Genomic DNA, 18,629 nt, shown 5'->3' with positions numbered 1-18,629 from the left:
ATCAATGCTGATGATCATGTCCATCGTGATCATGTTTGTGCGTATGAAAATCTTCATCTTTTCGGAAACGTAGATAGTTTTCAAATTGCTCACAATATTCATCATAATTGTCTTCAAGCATCATTTGAAATTGCTGTAATACATAAGACATAACTTGTTCTTTTGCATCACGCATTTCATTGCCATCTTTGAAATTATTGGCAGCAACCCAGGTGTTAAAACGAGCAGTCGCAAACAACATCGCAGCACTGACTTGACCACGAAGCTCTTCAGGCTTTGCTTGTTTTCCCTTGACTGGGCGACAGAATTCATTGGCTTGTTTGATAAACTCATCTGCACGCTCAAAAAAAACAGCATTTAAAGCTTCTTCTTCAGTGATATCAGTCGCGTTGATTTTTTGAGACATGGTTTTTCCACATTAGGTATTTCATTGGTGAGCTATTATAGGCAATCCAGTGTTCAAACGAAACGCTTTACTTCATCCGTATCAGATTGGGGAAAATAACTTTCGAAATTTTCCTGATACTCGTCAAGATGGTCTTCAAGCATCAATTTAAATTGTTCGGTGTAATAGTCTAGGATCACTTGTCGATCAGCTTTAAAGTCTGGTGCATTTTGATAAGAGCAAGCTGCATGCCAAACACTATAGCGAGCATTAGCGTACATAAAAGAGGCACTGACACTGCCTGGATTTGCGCTGAGATGAGAGACTTGATGATCAGCATCAGCGAATTGATTGGCAAGTGCTATAAACTCATCAGCACGTTCGTAAAAACTTTCATCTGAGTCAACTTGTTCAGTTTCTTCAAAAAAATCATTATTTTCAGACATAAGCTTTCCTATTCACAAGCTTGTTTCATTGCGATAACTATAGCATACTCAAAATAGCCTAAGCATAATAAATACTTCAGGAGTAGGTCATGCAAGATGCGATTGCTGTACAAAGTTTAAAAAGTGATATTGCATTATTACGCCAAAATATTTGGCCGCCGACGGAGCTTGCACATGTTGAAGGATTACCAATTTATTATGCACCACAAACACAAGTAGAGCATTACTATAAACAATGGCTTGGATTGATTGAACGGGCACAAGCACTCTATCAACCCTTTATGGAAGATGAGGTTTTAGATGCGATTCATTTACCGAGTCATTTAAACTTACCCCTGTTCTTCTTTCATGTGGATCGAATTCGTATCAATAAAACTCGTGCTAAAGAGTCTAAAACCTTTCGTGGTATTGCTGCTTTGATTGAAAAATGCGGGCAATTTGAGCCAAGTCAAATCAGTAAAATGACCCAATGGCTGGACAGTGATGATACGGCTGCCTTAGTTGCGCATCGTGAGTTTATTGATTTGCGTACTTATATTTTTCAACATGGGCAAAGCGAATACACCAGAACTCGATTTTATGTGAATGGGTTGGTACTTGGTACTGAGAAAGATTTTGAGTTGGTTGATGCCCGTGAAAAACCACGTAAACAACGCAATGACAGCTATGCCGATCCTTTGGCGGATAATCAAGTCTGGAAAGTTTTTGGAAAATATCGTTAATTAATGATAAGACGTTTCGATTTTTTAAATTAAGTAAAAATTAAGCCCTGACGAAATCATTGTTTAATCAGGACTATTCTTTTACAACTTTGTTTTATTTTACAGCATCAATTGCTTGGCTTGCTGTAGTATTAAACAAAGTACATTCAGATTTTAAACCATTGAGATAAGCTTGTTGTATTTGAGCATTGATACTGTATTTCCCAAACTGGTTCACAGCGTCTTGATAATCTTGCTCATACTGCTGAATTTTATCTGCAAGGACTTCATAGTCACCAGCAGTATAATAAGCGGCTTGATAATAGTCTGAGCCAATTTTAGCGACAGCAGCAATATGTCTGTTCGGTTGAATATCACGAGATAAATCTAAGCTAAAATTGCCCAGTTTTGCTTGAATATAACCATTTTGAAAATATTTTGACGGGTTATAGCCTATGATAGGATCATTAGAATAAAGATCAGCAAAAGTAGTATTGGTTGAAGAAGATATTGATCTTAAACACGTTGAACCTGTTGGAAAAGTTTTGCCTTGTAGCTTTTTGACGTAATAAGCAGGATATGGTCCCATTGCATCGCTTAATGCACTGTTTGAACCAGCAAAATGATCAAAGCCATTGATATATGGGCTAATTAATTTACCCGTTAGATTAACAGTTTCAAATTTTTCAGTTAATTCCAATTGCTTATAGTTGCGTGTTGAATAGGGTGTAAATGTCCAAACAGTTGCTGATTTCGATTTAAGCGTGGCATTTTGATAGCCCAAATCCGTTTTACTCTTAGTTGCATCATACAATCCATCAGATGCTAAATATTGGCTTAAAAGATCGGATGCAGTGAACTGGGTTGAGCCATCTACCTTATATTCACCATCGATATACATTTGCTTATTTCTAAAGCTAAATTTTACTTTGTTAAACAAATAAGCATCATCAAGCGAACCGCCAGTTTCATAGCTAAACCACTCCGACTCATTGTTGCTGATATAATCCCCAGCATCTGAATCTCCTCCACATGCAGTCAAAAATAATGAAGAAATAATGGCAAAAGAAAGTAATTTAATTTTCATGAATTATTCCAAATTATAAAATATTAAAAATTTATGTGTATAAAAGTTCACGTTATCATGATATTGAAACCTATTATTTTTTCAATACTTATTTTAAGCCCAGTATTTTCTCGGTCTTTTATCAATTTTAGTCGTGTCATTTTTTAATCGATCATTTCAGTGTGTAGGTTTTTAGATGAATCAACATGACCATGATGTATGATTTATATTGATATTTAAAGTTATAACTTACTTTATAAGAGAAAGGCGAGTTATTGATCTTGAATCATTATTTTAAAAAGGATTTATAAAAGCAGTCGAATGTTGAAGACCCCATATAAAAATCACAATAAAGATCAGCATGTGTAAAATTTGAATTGGAGCAAAAACAAGTGCGTAGCGCCCACCACCACTGATCAAAGCATTTATTGATTTCGCTACTGCATGTGCAGCTAAACCTAACAGGAATGCAAGTGATAACACAGCGTTACTTGGTTCACCTTGAATGACAATGGTTGCTAATGCACCATGAATTTCAAAAAGTGACGCAAGAAGTGTACCTGCAATAAGCCCTGCATCACCCAATAACAAGTTTAAACCATAAATACCTGCTTGAATTAAGGTTAAAGACCCTGCAATAATTGCAGCCTCTTTAAGACTAAACATGCGGCTATCAGTAGATTTGTTCGCTTCGATCGGTTGCGTATTACGCATGAGCCATAATGCAAAAATAACCAAAACGGTGATTGCAAGGAGGCTGGGTAAAACAATCACTTTAAACCAAGAAATACTTACACCAATGACAATAATCATTAATTGCAATAGTGTCGCTACACATGATATGAGTGCAGCACCAGCATTGGCTTTTGCATCAGCACGTCCGTTACGGACTTCTAATCCTAAACTGGCAACCGTTGCCGTACTGGATACAAAGCCCGATGCTAGAGAAGACAGAAGCAAAGCATTTTTTGTGGACAATAATCGTTTGGCAATATGTGCCAGTGCTTGCACAGCCAGAATTAAAGTAAGTAACTTTAAAATTACATAGGGATTAAGAACTGAACCCCACAATGGTTTATTCGGGGTAAGAGGAAGTGCAATCAGTAGTAATGCCAGCAGAAAGATTCCATCTCTAAATTCAGATTCGGTGATCCATTTTCCTGCAATACCATGCATAGAATGTTTGGTCATCAATAAGATTGTCAAAATGACAGATAAACCCGCAGCAAATGGTATATTCCACAGACACATTCCACCAATAAAGTAGGTCAGAATAAAGGCGATTTCAGTCGTAACCCCAGGATCATCGGTCTGATTTTTAATTGAGTATGCTACAACTGCGCCTGTGATTAGTGCACCCACGATGCCAAAATAGGGACCAAATAAAAAGCATACAGCGCCAAAGATTGAACAAATCGCAAATGATCTTAAACCTGCAAAACTACGTTGATTTTCACGTTGTTTGCTGCGTTCACGTTCTAATCCGATCAATAAACCGCAACCTAAAGCAGCCGCAATAATCGTAAATAAATCATGATAAGAATTGAAATCGAATGACATTGTTGGAATTAAATTCATAGCGCTCCCCCTAGAACCATGAATAGATTGTCTAATTTCAATGTAGCGTAAAGTATTCCTAAATCAAAAGCTTATTTTTGGCTTATCTATAATATACCGGTCAATTGAAAAAATTCAGCAAATACAAAAGTTAATTTTGTTATAGTAAACTGTGTTTTGGGGATATAACAATGCAATTTAATTTCGAAATCGATACAGCTTGGTGTTTAGAACAATTATTAAAAGACGGTCGAATTACTGAACGTGAAAAATTATTGGTACAGACCACGCATCGGCAACGTGATCAATTAAAATGGCATCCCTTACAGTGGATCGCAAATTTTAAATTAGTTGATGCTCAAGACTCAGTAAAAAGACTGACACTAACTGTATTGACAGAATGGTTGGCTGAAAAGGCCCAATTGAATTTATTTACCATTGATCCGTTAAAAGCAGATGTTACGTCTTTGACCAGTGTCATGTCTCAAGAGTTTGCATTGAGAAATAAAATTTTGGCTGTAGAAGTCCATGCAGATCGAATTTTGATTGGTACGGCACAGCCTTTTATGACCGATTGGGTTCATAATTTAGAACGCAGCCTCAGCCCTAAAAAAATTGAAAAAGTGGTGTTAAATCCAGAACAATTACAACGTTATCTTACTGAGTATTACCAAGTCAGCAGAGCTGTGAGTAATTCACAAAAATCGAGTGCTTATGATAAGGAAAATAAAGGCGTAGAAGCACTGTTACAATTGGGAGATACGCAAAATCCGGATGCCAATGATCAACACATTGTTAAATTGGTAGATTGGGTTTTACAGTTTGCCTTTGAGCAAGGTGCCAGCGATATTCATTTGGAACCACGAAAGGAAAAGGGCAAAATTCGTTTTCGTATCGATGGTGTTTTACATACCATTTATAACATGCCTGCCAACACCTTAACCGCAGTTATTTCACGAATTAAAATCTTAGGGCGGATGAATGTCGCAGAAAAGCGAAAACCACAAGATGGTCGTCTAAAAACCCGTACCCCGAAAGGGCAAGAAACTGAATTACGTCTCTCTACATTACCCACTGCATTTGGTGAAAAGTTGGTGATGCGTATTTTTGATCCAGAAGTTTTGGTGCGTAGTTTTCAACAATTGGGATTTGATGAACATCTATTGGCACAATGGCAGGGTTTAACCCAACACAGTCATGGGATTATTTTGGTCACTGGACCCACAGGTTCGGGTAAAACAACCACACTGTATTCATCGTTAAAGCAATTGGCTACTGAAGAGGTCAATGTCTGTACCATTGAGGACCCGATCGAAATGTTAGAGCCGAGCTTTAACCAGATGCAAGTGAATCAAGGGATTGAATTAGGTTTTGCAGATGGTATTCGCGCGCTAATGCGACAAGACCCAGACATTATTATGGTCGGAGAAATTCGTGATCAAGACACTGCAAATATGGCAATTCAAGCTGCTTTGACTGGTCATTTGGTGCTTTCAACTTTGCATACCAATGATGCACCATCAAGTTTGACCCGTTTGCATGATCTAGGTGTACAACCATTCTTAACAGCCGCAACAATACTGGGCGTGCTTGCTCAACGTTTGGTGCGAAAGCTCTGTCCACATTGTAAGCAAGAAACCTTTATCAATGAGCAAGAATGGAAACATTTAACCTTTGGTTATCAAACCAAAACACCTGATTTTATTTTTAAAGCGGTTGGTTGTGAAGAATGTCGTCAAACGGGGTATAAAGGTCGTGTTGGTATTTATGAGTTTATGCCGATCAGCTTAGAGGCAAAACAGCGTATCAGCGCCAATGCAACCTTAGATGATCTTAGAATGCAAGCCAAGAAAGAAGGGATTGAACCCTTAAGAATAGCAGGCGCGCGTAAAGTTTTAGAGGGTGTAACGACTTTAGAGGAAGTGTTAAGAGTGGTACCTTTGAATTAATTCTTAGCTTTGCATCAAAAAATTGGAAATAAAGACATCCTAAGATTCACCTCATGTTGATTTGTTTTAATGGCTTTATTGAAACGATCAACATTGATGAGGTCAACGATGAAACTAATTTCTAAAACATTGCTTGCAATCAGCTTAATTGGTGCAACTTCTTTTGCTTCAGCAAATACAGCAGTGAATCAGTCTGCTTTAACACCCAATTTAACCACTGTGAAAAATGCATTAACCCTAAAAGATGATACAAAAGTACAGTTACGTGGCAATGTGGTAAAAGCGATTGGTGATGAAAAATATCAATTCCGTGATAACACTGGAACAATCACGGTCGATATTGATGATGAATTATGGCAAGGTAAACCGATTGCCCCAAATACTACAGTTACTTTAATCGGTGAAGTTGATATCGACTACAAGCCAACCAAGCGAGTCGAAATTGATGTTGATGCAGTGAATTTTTAATGCTTTCGTTTAAAATCACTTATTTTTGATTCAAAATTGAACTTGCGACAAAGATGAGATGCATTGGCATCTCATCTTTGTCGTCATTATATTGCCATCAACCCAATAGCGATGATTTTTAGATATGGATGAAAGAGGGTAGATAATGCGAATATTGCTTGCAGAAGATGACCGCTCACAAGCTGAAAGTATCCAATCTTGGTTGGAAATGGATGGCTATAATGTCGATTGGGTTGAGCGAGGTGATCACGCCATTTTAGCCATAGAACAGCATGAATATGATTGCATTTTGCTTGATCGAGGTTTACCAAAGGCGACAGGAGATGAGATTTTACAGCGATTAAAAAAGCAATATCCTGACACACCAGTAATTTTTCTAACAGCACGAGATACTATTCAAGATCGTGTACAAGGTTTGGATTTAGGTGCAAATGATTATCTGGTCAAACCTTTTAGTCTTGAAGAACTATCAGCACGAATACGTGCTCAGCTCAGACAAACACAAACTACAAATTTACATGAAATCAAATATGCCAATTTGATTTTAGACACTCAGGCAAAAACAGTTTTTCAAGACCAACAAGCCATTGCATTAACAGCAAAAGAATTTCAAATTTTATATAAACTGATGCAAAAGCCTGAACATATTGTGACTCGTGAACAATTAGAAGCATCTTTATATGCATGGGGTGATGAAATTGAAAGCAATGCGATTGAAGTTTATATCTATCAACTACGAAAAAAGATCGGAAATCATTTGATAAAAACGATACGAGGATTAGGTTATCGAATGAATACACCACAAGAATAAGCAGTGTGTTGATCCATTTTAAATGATTTCAATAGGGTATCTATGAGCCAAGCCATCTCGCTACAGCATAAATTGATTAAAACATCCATGTTGAGTTCAATTGTGGCGGGTCTATTTGCTTTGCTCTTACTCATCGCATTGTCTATTTACCACAACATGGATGTTCAAGATCAAATCATGGATGAAATTTCAGATATGCTGCTGATTTCAGATTTGAGTACTACATCAGGTTTTCAATTGGATGAGCTCAGTGATGAATTTGATATTCAATATCAATTGATGAATGGAGATGAACTTTTAACACAATCCCCAGAGTTTGAGTTAGGCATAAGCAGTCGCGCCAAGATAACTGATCAAGACAGTGCTTATGATTTTATTTGGTCAAATCATCAACTTTGGCGAAGCTATCATGCAAAAAATCCCGATTCAGGGTTAAGTGTCTATGTGATCCAACCGTTGAGTGAGCGCTTTAAAGATCTGTCGCAAAGCTTAATCAGCTATTTTTTAATTTTACTGAGTTTATGGGCGATCCAATGGTTGATTTTACATTTTTCAGTCAAAAAACAATTTAGATCAATTCAATCGCTTTCAACAGAAATTGCTGAGAAAAATGTAAATGACTTAAGCTTGATTCAACAGCCTCAACCTGAATTTAAAGAACTACAACCGATGGTTAATCAGCTTAATCAGATGTTTATTCGACTGGAACAGGCATTAGTCGCAGAACAAAGGTTTACCGCAGATGCATCACATGAGCTGCGTTCACCATTATCAGCAATACATATGCGTTTACAGTTGCTACAACGTAAATATGCTGAAGTGCCTGAAATTCGTCATCAATTAAGCCTAATCCAAAATGATGTATTTCGAGGCACACAAGTACTTGAAAATTTATTGTTACTCGCCAGATTAGATCCTACAGATAAAAGTGATTTACCTAAAACTTGGGTCAGCTTGGAAAAGATGACTCATGGTGTTTTATCTGCCTTAGAGACATTTATAGATGAGAAACAAGTCCAACTTCATATTCAAAGTGAAGATGCAAATGTCGATGTAAATGAAGAATTAATGTTTATTTGCATCCGCAATTTAATTGATAATGCAATTCGATACACACCTCAGCAGGGCAATATTTATATTGATCTTGGTCATTTTGAAGGTTGGAAATTATTTGAAATTCAAAATGATGGTGAGGGAGTTTCAGAAGAGGTTATTGCTCGTTTAGGGGAGCGTTTCTTTCGTGCTTTAGGAACTCAAACACAAGGTTCAGGTCTAGGCTTATCCATTTGTAAAACTGTAATCGAGCTGCATCAGGGGAAAATTGATTTTAGTGCTTCCAAATACGGTGGCTTAAAAATTCGTTTATATCTACCTTAGATTCAGAAAGAAACGACAACAATATTCGCTATAAATTGAGTAGTGATAGAGAAATGATGAATGACATTATTTGGTCATCGAGTTGTGTATCAAATAACTCTATTTACATGATCTTTTATAAATTGTTCAGCCAAAACTTAAAAAGCAGTATGCGCTGATTCATACTGCTTGTTCCCACGTTTTTTGTTTTAAATCAGTTGTTTTTATCGTTATTTAGTCAAAATTAGACGATTATTACGGGTTAAGCGTAAACGATATTCTTCACCAGCATGCATAATGCGAATTTCGCGTCCTAATGCAAATAAGTTGTTTGAGTGTAACATTGGAAGAGATTGGTGAGCTTCGGTGTTACGTGTAAATAGGCTAAATGGTGCGTTCATTATTCTGACTCCGAGTGGGGTGTTGTCTAAGTGATTTAAATGATAATCATTATCGAATAGATCTGTCAACGATAATTTTTATCATTTATAAAAAATCTATATTTGCTTACAATTGATTAAAACTTCAGGGCTCTATTTCTATGTCTAAACCCAGTGTTCATGTGGCGATTGCTTTATTACTGTTTCGAGGGAAAGTCCTTGTAGGATGGCGCAATGCTGACCAACATCAAGGCAATAAATATGAGTTTCCAGGAGGGAAGATTGAAGCAGGGGAAACACCTGTTGAAGCATGTCGTCGAGAAATTTTTGAAGAAGTGGGGATTGGCATTCAGCAATGGCATGCTTTTGATGTGATTCATCATGAATATGATGATGTCGAAGTATTTTTGCATCTATTTCATGCCACTGTGAATGAGCAATATTTAGCAGATATTCAAAAACCATGGACATGGTACAGCCGTGATCAACTTTTAGGGCTGAATTTCCCTAAAGCCAATCATTCGATCATTCAGCGTTTATTTTGGAATCATCACATTAAAATTTCTGAGGATTTGAGCGAATTATGTCGAAACCAACAAAGTGTAGTGAATGCTAATACCCTGAATGAAAGTAATCTGAATGAAGGTTCAGCACAACCACTGTTTTATTATCGCACTGAATTACTCACATCAGCTGTAGAACAAGTCCAGCAGTTAAACCTGCATGATCTGTCACGATTGATCATCAATGTTGATATTTGGATACAATTGCCAGAATCTTTTCAAAAAAGGGTTGCTGCTGTGCATTATAAACAACAACAGGTGATGGATTTGCAAATGGGGCAATTGCCCTTAGGCGTGCGTTGTATCGCAGCATGTCATGATTTAGTGTCTTTACAACGTGCGCACAGCTTGGGATTCGATGCGGTGATTCTTAGCCCTGTTCTACCAACTACAACACACCCAGATGCACATACTTTGGGATGGGAACAGTTTGCGCAATATGCCAAAAGCAGTGATTTACCTGTATTCGCATTGGGAGGGTTAAGCCCTACTGATTTAAGCATTGCACAACACTATGGTGCTTATGGTATTGCAGGGATTAGCCAGTTTTAACTTGAACTCATACCAAACATCAAAAGTAAGTTAAACCAATCCATATCATTATTGAGAGTTTGTATCGTATAAATAAGGCATTTTCATAGCCTCATATTTTGATAAAAGTTTTCATTGATTTGCGTAGTCGATGCCTTACTTTTTAGAGATGAAAAGTAACAAAAATCTTTCGTTGATCAAAGGGGATATCCATATCACCCTTGACCAACGGTGGCAACCATGCTCCCAGCTACAATAGCAATATTGGGTGAAATTGGCTCGTGAAAAAGCAAAATCTATTCTATTTTCAACTTGAATTTTATATAAAATTTTTGGTGAAATACGATACTCGGAAATCTCATCTCCAACTATTTGAGGCAAGACTCCGCTAAGAACATTGTTTTTTTAATAAGCTAAAGGTGTAGTTGCGTCGAACTCACATAAACTACACTTTTCAACTTTGAACTTAGAGGCTTTGCAGTTGCTTAGATGCTTCTGCAACAGTCTTTTGATTTTTCAATTGTTGTGCTGACTGTAAAATCGTATTCCAAAACACTTTCTTTTGTGCAGTTGTTTGAGCATAACTTAATCCACGGCGTGCTAAGGACTCAGCGTTTGCATATTGCTTTTTTTGTTGGGCGATTCTCGCCAAATAAGAAAAAACTTCTGCGGATTGCGGGGCTAAACGTTGCGCATGTAAGGCAAAGCGTTCTGCTTCATCCCATTGCTGTTTTTGATAAGCAGTTTGAGCTTGTTGCATCAATTGCTTAAAGGCAGGAATATTTTGCCCATCCTCAAATTTTTGAGTTTGGGCTTTTTGTTGAGGCACGATGACAGTAGGGACTTTTTCACGTTTGATTTCAGGTCGCTCATAAGGTGTAATCTTTACACCATCAGGCGTTGGAACATTATTTTTTTGCTGTGATGTATCTGGCTTTTCGACAGGTTTTGTTGGTGGCTTGGTGTGTTGTGGTGTTGTTTGACAACCAGCTAAAGCCAATATTCCCATTAAACTTATTAGATAAGTGGTCTTGGTCACATTACGATTCATCATTCATTCCTATTCAAAAAGCCATTCCATCTTTACCTACAAAGTGAGAGGATTTAGTTGTTGTAACTCCCACTTGAAATCATACGACCTCTTGAGTCCTGTTCCATACTGTCTTCACTCTCACGAATGTAGTTGTCAATACTATCACCAGACTGTGTTTGCGAAGCGTTTTGTTGTGTATCGGGTACGTATTGTGGGTCCACTTGGTAATGTGGCATACCGCATTCAGTCGCACGATTTGGCACAGTATGACGTAATAGTGGAATATACATTGCACCTTCACAGCCTTGGGCAGACAATTCGCCAGTACGTGAATCAATCCATTGCCATGCAATATCATCTGTTTGTCGCAAATTCACAGGTTTTTGACGTAACTGTTTCATCACATTAATCCAGACAGGCAATGCGCCTGATGAACCTGTCAACCCAGTGATTTTATTATTGTCTAATCCGAGCCACACGACAGCTAAGTTGTTACCCGAGTATCCTGCGAACCATGAATCACGAGTATCATTGGTTGTCCCTGATTTACCCGCAAGTTTAAGATCAGCTGGTAAGCTATTGTAAGCCGCTTTACCTGTACCCGATGACATGACTTGCTGTAAACCATAGTTCAATAAGAATGCAGCAGAAGGATCTATGGTTTGCTGAACGTTTAAGCCGAAACGCTCTAGAAGACGACCATTTGAATCAACCACAGTACGAATGGCTTTAGTAGGATATTTAAATCCACCCGTTGCAAAGTTGCCATAAATACTCATTACTTCCATCGGTGACATATCAACTGCACCGAGGAAAATCGATGGATAATTCGGGATTTTAGAGGTCACGCCAAATTTAGTCAGATTATTGCTAAATGTTGAGATACCAAATTCATTACCCAGACGAACAGCTGACAGGTTATATGAGTTTGCAAGTGCTTGTGCTAAAGGAACATAACCATGACCAGAACCACTATAGTTTTTCGGTGTCCACGATTGGTTGCCATTGACAGGTAAACTAATCGGCGCATCTTCGATTTGAGATGCCCAATTGTATCGCCCTGACTCCAGAGCACTTAAATAGATTACAGGTTTGAGCAAAGAACCTACTTGACGCTTGGCATCAACGGTACGGTTAAAACCAGTAAAGTCTTGTGTAGAACCTACAGCAGCAATCAATTCACCATTCTCAGGGCGCGTGACTAAAACAGCACCCTGTAAGTCTTTTAAACGTGATGGATTGGCATTGGCTAATCGAGTCACAGTATCTCTAAAGCTATTTTGAACTTTGGTTTGCGCAATTGGATCGAGTGTTGTGAAGATTCTCAAACCTTGATTGGTTAGGTCAGACTCTTGATATTCTGTTTTAAGTTGACGACGTACAATATCGAGAAAGTCTGGGAACTTCGCGGTTCCTAGCGTTGGTTTACGTACAACATTCAATGGACGCGAAATTTCTTTTTCATATTGTGCTTGATCTAAGTAGCCCATCACCAACATATTGTTCAAGACAATATCTCGACGCTTTTTTGCCCCTTCAGGATTTTTCCAAGGATTAAACAGGGTAGGTCCTTGTACCAAACCAACTAAATAAGCCTGCTGTGAAATATTTAGTTCACTGAGTGGTAATCCAAAATAGAACTGTGAAGCTAAACCATAACCATTGACCGAATAATTCCCGCTTTGCCCCAAGTTTACTTCATTTAAATAGGCTTCAAGAATTTCATCTTTACTATAATGAAGCTCTAATAAAAGAGACATGAGTGCTTCATTGACTTTACGTTTCAAGGTTTTTTCAGGGGTTAAGAAAAAGTTCTTCACCAATTGTTGAGTGAGTGTTGAACCACCTTGACGCTTTCCGCCTGTCACATTACTGACCAGCGCACGTGCGGTACCACGGAAAGATATCCCGTGATGACGATAAAAGTTACGATCTTCGGTTGCAATTAATGCTTCGATCAAAGGTTTTGGAACCTTGTTGAGTTTAATCAATACACGGTCTTCATTATGTTGCGGATAGATTCCACCAATCAACATCGGTTCTAAACGTGCAATTCCAGTATTGGTTGGCTTGGTGGCTTTAACATCAGAAACTGTATCTCCAGCAAAGGTCACTTGTAAAACTTGTTCTGGGTCAACGCTGTCGCCAAAGTCGAAGCCTCGTGTATGAACATAGACAGAATTGGGTTGGCTGATATATGTTCCAGACTTGGTATAACTGTCACTGTTTTTATAACCCAACAGTTTAAGCTCTTGTTCAAATTCTGTTTGTGCAATAGGCGCAGTTGCATATATTTCTAATGGTCGCGCAAATACTTTCGCAGGAATGTCCCAGCGGTTTCCTTCGAACTTGTCCCGAATAACATTGTCGAGTCGAATTAAGTAGATACTAAATGCAAAAAATGCTGCAATGACCAATACACAAAAAATCAGTGCAATCAAGCCTATACCACGTTCGTTCTTCATATACAGATAATAAAACCCAATTTATTTTCGCTAATCATGCGAAGCTTTTCTTAAATTTGCAATAATAAATCTGTGAAATACACAAATTTAAAGCCTTTTTGGGTATTCTTGTTATTTTTCGTTGATGAATGATTTTATAAACATATTCTGAAAGTGCTATGATATCTCAGAATTTCAGTGGAGCTAAAGCACCTGTGCAGATTTCACCAAAGACCTTTCGTAACATTGGTTTGATTGGAAGACCAGATAAATCTTCTGTGGTTGATACGCTTTGCCTTATACACGATCATTTATTGAGTTTAGGTTTACATCCGGTTTTTGATACCGCAACAGCAGAACTTGTCCCCTATACCAATACTCAAACTGTCAGTAAGAATTTACTCGGTGAGGTTGTAGATTTAGTCATTGTTGTTGGTGGCGATGGCTCCTTATTACATGCAGCACGTGCATTGGTGAAATATAATATTCCCGTATTAGGTGTCAACCGTGGTCGACTCGGCTTTTTAACGGATATTAAACCAACTGAAGTGATTTTTAAGCTCGACCAAGTCTTAAAAGGTGAATTTCAACTTGATCGCCGTTTCTTACTTGAAATTGAAATTCGCAGTAAAAATGAAACGATTTACGATGCAATTGCTTTGAATGATGTGGTGCTACATTCAGGTAAGTCTGTACATATGATCGATTTCGAACTGAATATTGATGGGCAATATGTTTATCGCCAGCACAGTGATGGTTTAATTGTGTCTACGCCCACAGGTTCGACAGCATATGCATTATCGGGTGGGGGACCGATTCTCCATCCAAGTATGGATGCGATTGCTTTGGTTCCGATGCATCCACATACCTTGTCTTCGCGTCCAATCGTTGTGGGTGGGCAGAGTGAAATTAAGATACTGATCCGTGAAAACCGTGTATTGCCGATGGTGAGTGCCGATGGACAACACAGTGTTTCATTAAATGTTGGGGATAGTTTGCATATTCGCAAACATCCATTCAAACTAATACTTTTACATCCGCCAGGTTATGACTTCTATATGGCTTGTCGTACTAAACTTGGTTGGAATCAAGATTTTGATTCTTTTCAGCGGGATTGACCATGAATATTGAACAGATGCTTTCTATTTTAGATGCTGATATCGTTGAACGATTAAAAACAGCAGTAGAAATTGGGAAATGGCCAAATGGTGTGGCACTGACTGCTGAGCAGCGTCAAACTTGTATGCAAGCGGTAATCGCTTGGGAACATCAAAATGTTCCTGAAAAAGAACGTACGGGTTATATTGATAAAGGTCATAAAGAAGAGGGTGAGGAATGTGACGCACATGTTCCTGAACCAGAATTTAAACCAATTCGTTTTATCTAGCTGTGTAAAAAACCTTTGAACCATAAAGTAGCCTTACTTTATGGTTCAAATACTCAATAAAAAAAATAATATTTAAGCTGCTGCAATGATGATGTGTATAAAACGATCAATACGTTAAAAATCAGAAATATGTAAAAAGGCGACAAAGATATTTAGAAAGATAAAAAATCTTAAAAATATAGAGGTTAAAGTGCTAAAGCTGCTCAAAACAATAAAGCTTGTTCATCTCAGTCTAATCTTCATCACTGCAATTTCCACCAGCTCATTCGCTGAACAAACAAGTGGTGCAAGTCCTATTCAATGCTTATTAGATGTGACTGTGATTGCAAGTCAAAATTTCCAAACGCCAGTCACACAATATACATCAATTAAAAATGATGGTTATCCGATGCTATTAATTGGTATAAAAGTTGATAATGCTTATACAGCTGACTCTTCAAAAAAAATAAAAACGCACCATTTATATTGTTCAAAGCTGATTGGCCAGCAAAAAGATGCATATTTATCTGGACCACATATACAGAATAAAAACGTGATCCAAATCGGTGATCAGTTGCAACTCCTCAATATTCATTCTTCAGGGAAAAGTTATCCCTATTGGTCTGATTTTTATTTTATACAAAAGCGTGATCATTGATCATCACGCTTTAGTAGAAACTTCAATTTAGAAACGTGTGTTCCAAAGATATTGAGCTTTACTCATGGCTTCAGAATAGTTATTTACAACACCCATGGTATATAAAGCAATCCCCATCGTTTCGGTAACGGCAATCTCGCCATAGTCATGTGTTTGTTGACCTTCCCAAACAGCTTTAAACATAGACAGATCCAGTTGTTCTTCTATTGGACTACGATTATCCGTTAATTTTGGTAATTCATATTCATAGAGTTCACCATCTTGGATACCACAAATCAGCGTTTTTGCATCAGGGTTTCGCTCAAACTCGCCACCTTCACCTTTAATCACTGCGCTGTTTTGATAACCCAGTTGAAAAGCTGCCTGTTGATGTGAGCTACGATAAGCAGGGTGAAAAATAGCTTGCATGGTGGCTTTGGCATTGAACGGGTTGATTAGGCGAGCAAGAGTATGTATTGGAGAGCGTAATCCCATGACATTTCTGAGATTGATCAAATCCGCTAAAATTGGTGAGATTACATCCAAAGGCAAATAAGCAAAATTTTGAGTCTCTAACTGTTGTTTGACTTCAGTTTCATTTTGGCAAATTGGAAATCCTAAATACGCTAAAACTTGTTCGGTATAAACACGATTCATAGTATGCCCAGCAGCGCCGTGCATGACGATCTTATAACCGTGTTTAGCCAGTGTCAGAGCTGCCAACAAAAACCATGGATAATGTTTGCGTTTCCCTGCATAAGATGACCAGTCTAAATCCACAGAAAGTGCTTGGAAGTTCAATTGGTCTTTGGTCGCTTGGACAAAGCCAGTGAGTTCATCTACAGATTCTTCTTTAACACGAAGTAGCATCAAGAATGCACCTAGTTGTACATCAAGCACTTCATTTTTTAAAATCATCGAAAAAGCTTGATAAGCTTCATCATAAGTTAATGATCGTGCACCATTTTTTCCTTTACCAATGATTCGCACAAACTGCGCAAAAGGATGTTCAAAGTCTTTATAAAGATTGCGTTTGGTATTCATATGGATGCAGTCATAAGCCGAAGAAACAGTGCAGTACACTATGCCATAAATGAATTGAAAGGGTATAGATCTAAGTGGTATTAGACTAAGGTCTAAGCAAAAAATGGACAGATGTTAGCCAAAATTCACATTTACATAGAGATTGATGCTCAAAAATTAATTAAAATAAGCTTGAATAGTGTTTTATTTTTCATCTCCTGTTCTACATTTATTCTGATTTGCATATGGGCAATACAGAGTAAATCTTAAACATCGTCATTTGTTGTCTTTGTTTTGGAAAACGGCTGTTTTCTGAACGGATTTTTATTTTCTAAAAATCTATTTTCTTGATGTTTTCATCAGAATTTTTGCCTGTGTCAGCAAATGGTCGCATTAATATTGGATATTTCTTCGAACAGAAATATAGAAAGAAGTAATTATCATGGCTAAGAAACCGCTGTATAAATCACTCTATTTTCAAGTGATTGTTGCCATTATTTTGGGTGTGATCGTCGGTCACTACTTCCCAAGTGGTACACAATTGATCAATGGTGTAGAAAAGAATATTCCAGGTTTGGGTGAGCAACTTAAACCCTTAGGTGATGCTTTTATTAAGCTCATTAAAATGATTATCGCACCTGTGATTTTCTGTACCGTGGTCAGTGGTATTGCTGGTATGGAAAGCATGAAATCGGTCGGTAAGACGGGTGGTATTGCGCTGTTGTATTTTGAGATTGTGTCCACGATTGCCTTAATCATTGGTTTGGTGGTGATCAATATTGCTAAACCTGGTGTAGGGATGAATATTGATCCTGCTACATTGGATACTTCGGGTATCAGCAAATATGTGGAATCGGGTGCATCACAATCCACCGTTGATTTCTTTATGCACATTATTCCTAATACGGTTGTCGGTGCATTTGCTGAAGGCGAAATTCTACAAGTTCTTTTATTTGCATTACTGTTTGGCTTTGCTTTACATAAGTTAGGAGATGCAGGTAAACCTGTTCTAAGATTGATTGATCAAATTTCGCATGTGTTCTTTAACATCGTGAATATGATTATGAAACTTGCGCCAATCGGTGCCTTTGGTGCGATGGCATTTACCATCGGTAAGTATGGCATTGGTAGCTTAGCGCAACTTGCACAGCTAATTCTTTGTTTCTATATCACCTGTTTATTGTTCATTTTCATTATTTTAGGTTCGATCAGTCGTTTCTGCGGATTTAGTATTTTAAAAATGATCCGTATGATTCGTGAAGAGTTATTGATTGTATTGGGTACATCATCTTCTGAATCCGTATTGCCTCGAATGCTGAAAAAGCTTGAAATTGCTGGCTGTGAAAAGTCTGTGGTTGGCTTGGTCATTCCAACAGGTTATTCATTTAACCTTGATGGTACCTCTATTTATTTGACTATGGCGGCAATCTTTATTGCACAAGCAACCAATACTCAACTGGATATTTGGCATGAAATTACTTTGCTTGCCGTCTTGTTGATTTCATCAAAGGGCGCAGCAGGTGTAACTGGTTCAGGCTTTATTGTAATGGCAGCAACTTTGGCTGCTGTAGGCAATATCCCAGTCGCTGGTTTGGCTTTGATTTTAGGTATTGACCGTTTCATGTCTGAAGCACGTGCATTGACTAACTTGGTAGGTAACTCTTTGGCAACCATCGTCGTTGCAAAATGGGTGGGTAAGCTTGATGTTGAAAAACTCAATGATGCTTTGAACAATCCTGAAGAAGTTGATCGTAAGATGCTTGAGGAAAAAACTGAAGTACATGCTTAAGTTTTTAAAAGTATTCAATGTAAGTATTAAAGGAAGCTGAGGCTTCCTTTCTTATAAAATTTAAATTCAAACTGATGTTAGGCATTCACGCTACTCACATTTAACGACAACATGCGTGATATCA

18 protein-coding genes are annotated in these 18,629 nt (G+C 37.8%); 10 read left to right on the top strand and 8 right to left on the bottom strand.

Translation table 11 applies throughout. The features are described 5' to 3' along the window. Nucleotide 1: 1 nt before the first annotated feature. Together AC1Z3T_RS09965 and AC1Z3T_RS09960 are read right to left on the bottom strand one after the other, a co-directional pair. Nucleotides 2–406: a DUF3144 domain-containing protein gene (locus tag AC1Z3T_RS09965; RefSeq protein ID WP_004831536.1), complete on the bottom strand. Its 405-nt coding sequence runs from the start codon at nt 404–406 to the stop codon at nt 2–4. A gap of 53 nt (nt 407–459) precedes the next feature. After that, nucleotides 460–831 carry a DUF3144 domain-containing protein gene (locus AC1Z3T_RS09960; RefSeq protein ID WP_004831535.1) on the bottom strand — a complete coding sequence of 124 codons (372 nt, stop codon included), beginning with the start codon at nt 829–831 and terminating at the stop codon, nt 460–462. 89 nt (nt 832–920) lie between these two features. Here AC1Z3T_RS09960 and AC1Z3T_RS09955 point away from each other — a divergent pair, with 89 nt between their 5' ends. Continuing rightward, entirely contained in the window at nt 921–1,553 is a 633-nt protein-coding gene (locus AC1Z3T_RS09955) for a hypothetical protein (RefSeq protein ID WP_058970562.1), read from the top strand. A 94-nt stretch (nt 1,554–1,647) separates the two neighbouring features. Here the strand turns inward: AC1Z3T_RS09955 and AC1Z3T_RS09950 are convergent, their stop codons facing one another. Together AC1Z3T_RS09950 and AC1Z3T_RS09945 are read right to left on the bottom strand one after the other, a co-directional pair. Further along, nucleotides 1,648–2,619 (bottom strand): hypothetical protein, encoded by a 972-nt coding sequence (locus AC1Z3T_RS09950; RefSeq protein ID WP_483396613.1) that lies wholly within the window; start codon nt 2,617–2,619, stop codon nt 1,648–1,650. A gap of 273 nt (nt 2,620–2,892) precedes the next feature. Continuing rightward, nucleotides 2,893–4,176, bottom strand: coding sequence for an MgtC/SapB family protein (locus tag AC1Z3T_RS09945; RefSeq protein ID WP_042085175.1), 1,284 nt, complete (start codon nt 4,174–4,176; stop codon nt 2,893–2,895). Between the two features lie 170 nt (nt 4,177–4,346). Here AC1Z3T_RS09945 and tfpB point away from each other — a divergent pair, with 170 nt between their 5' ends. The 4 genes from tfpB to AC1Z3T_RS09925 all read left to right on the top strand — a co-directional run bounded on the left by tfpB (nt 4,347) and on the right by AC1Z3T_RS09925 (nt 8,760). After that, complete coding sequence (tfpB, locus tag AC1Z3T_RS09940) at nt 4,347–6,104, top strand: type IV pilus assembly ATPase TfpB (RefSeq protein ID WP_151797439.1); 1,758 nt, start codon at nt 4,347–4,349, stop codon at nt 6,102–6,104. Between the two features lie 108 nt (nt 6,105–6,212). Further along, complete coding sequence (locus AC1Z3T_RS09935) at nt 6,213–6,572, top strand: NirD/YgiW/YdeI family stress tolerance protein (protein ID WP_483396612.1); 360 nt, start codon at nt 6,213–6,215, stop codon at nt 6,570–6,572. A 145-nt stretch (nt 6,573–6,717) separates the two neighbouring features. Continuing rightward, on the top strand, nt 6,718–7,383 hold the full coding sequence (locus tag AC1Z3T_RS09930; protein ID WP_004831528.1) for a response regulator transcription factor: 666 nt from the start codon (nt 6,718–6,720) through the stop codon (nt 7,381–7,383). Nucleotides 7,384–7,425: 42 nt separating this feature from the next. Next, the gene (locus AC1Z3T_RS09925) at nt 7,426–8,760 is read left to right on the top strand and encodes a sensor histidine kinase (protein WP_483396611.1); all 1,335 of its coding nucleotides are present in this window, start codon (nt 7,426–7,428) and stop codon (nt 8,758–8,760) included. 209 nt (nt 8,761–8,969) lie between these two features. Here the strand turns inward: AC1Z3T_RS09925 and hemP are convergent, their stop codons facing one another. After that, complete coding sequence (gene hemP / locus AC1Z3T_RS09920; protein ID WP_004721884.1) at nt 8,970–9,140, bottom strand: hemin uptake protein HemP; 171 nt, start codon at nt 9,138–9,140, stop codon at nt 8,970–8,972. A 140-nt stretch (nt 9,141–9,280) separates the two neighbouring features. Here hemP and AC1Z3T_RS09915 point away from each other — a divergent pair, with 140 nt between their 5' ends. After that, entirely contained in the window at nt 9,281–10,234 is a 954-nt protein-coding gene (locus tag AC1Z3T_RS09915; RefSeq protein WP_483396610.1) for an NUDIX domain-containing protein, read from the top strand. Between the two features lie 445 nt (nt 10,235–10,679). Here the strand turns inward: AC1Z3T_RS09915 and AC1Z3T_RS09910 are convergent, their stop codons facing one another. Beyond that, nucleotides 10,680–11,264 carry a tetratricopeptide repeat protein gene (locus AC1Z3T_RS09910; protein ID WP_004831525.1) on the bottom strand — a complete coding sequence of 195 codons (585 nt, stop codon included), beginning with the start codon at nt 11,262–11,264 and terminating at the stop codon, nt 10,680–10,682. 53 nt (nt 11,265–11,317) lie between these two features. Next, entirely contained in the window at nt 11,318–13,711 is a 2,394-nt protein-coding gene (mrcB, locus tag AC1Z3T_RS09905; RefSeq protein ID WP_004831524.1) for a penicillin-binding protein 1B, read from the bottom strand. A 158-nt stretch (nt 13,712–13,869) separates the two neighbouring features. On the opposite strand from mrcB, the gene AC1Z3T_RS09900 reads away from it, so the two are divergent. The 3 genes from AC1Z3T_RS09900 (at nt 13,870) to AC1Z3T_RS09890 (ending at nt 15,714) form a co-directional block, all read left to right on the top strand. After that, entirely contained in the window at nt 13,870–14,808 is a 939-nt protein-coding gene (locus AC1Z3T_RS09900; protein ID WP_004831522.1) for an NAD(+) kinase, read from the top strand. 2 nt (nt 14,809–14,810) lie between these two features. Next, complete coding sequence (locus tag AC1Z3T_RS09895) at nt 14,811–15,077, top strand: YeaC family protein (RefSeq protein WP_483396609.1); 267 nt, start codon at nt 14,811–14,813, stop codon at nt 15,075–15,077. Nucleotides 15,078–15,267: 190 nt separating this feature from the next. Further along, entirely contained in the window at nt 15,268–15,714 is a 447-nt protein-coding gene (locus AC1Z3T_RS09890) for a hypothetical protein (protein ID WP_483396608.1), read from the top strand. Nucleotides 15,715–15,741: 27 nt separating this feature from the next. Here AC1Z3T_RS09890 and AC1Z3T_RS09885 read toward each other — a convergent pair whose 3' ends face one another. Continuing rightward, nucleotides 15,742–16,737 (bottom strand): glycosyl transferase family protein, encoded by a 996-nt coding sequence (locus AC1Z3T_RS09885; protein ID WP_479734206.1) that lies wholly within the window; start codon nt 16,735–16,737, stop codon nt 15,742–15,744. A gap of 421 nt (nt 16,738–17,158) precedes the next feature. On the opposite strand from AC1Z3T_RS09885, the gene AC1Z3T_RS09880 reads away from it, so the two are divergent. Then, nucleotides 17,159–18,505 carry a dicarboxylate/amino acid:cation symporter gene (locus AC1Z3T_RS09880; RefSeq protein WP_005030057.1) on the top strand — a complete coding sequence of 449 codons (1,347 nt, stop codon included), beginning with the start codon at nt 17,159–17,161 and terminating at the stop codon, nt 18,503–18,505. Nucleotides 18,506–18,629: the final 124 nt, after the last annotated feature.

The sequence above is a fragment of the Acinetobacter sp. B-6 genome, from assembly GCF_056930735.1.
The sequence above is the reverse complement of the archived record's forward strand: the minus strand, read 5'-3'. Positions and strand labels throughout refer to the sequence as shown.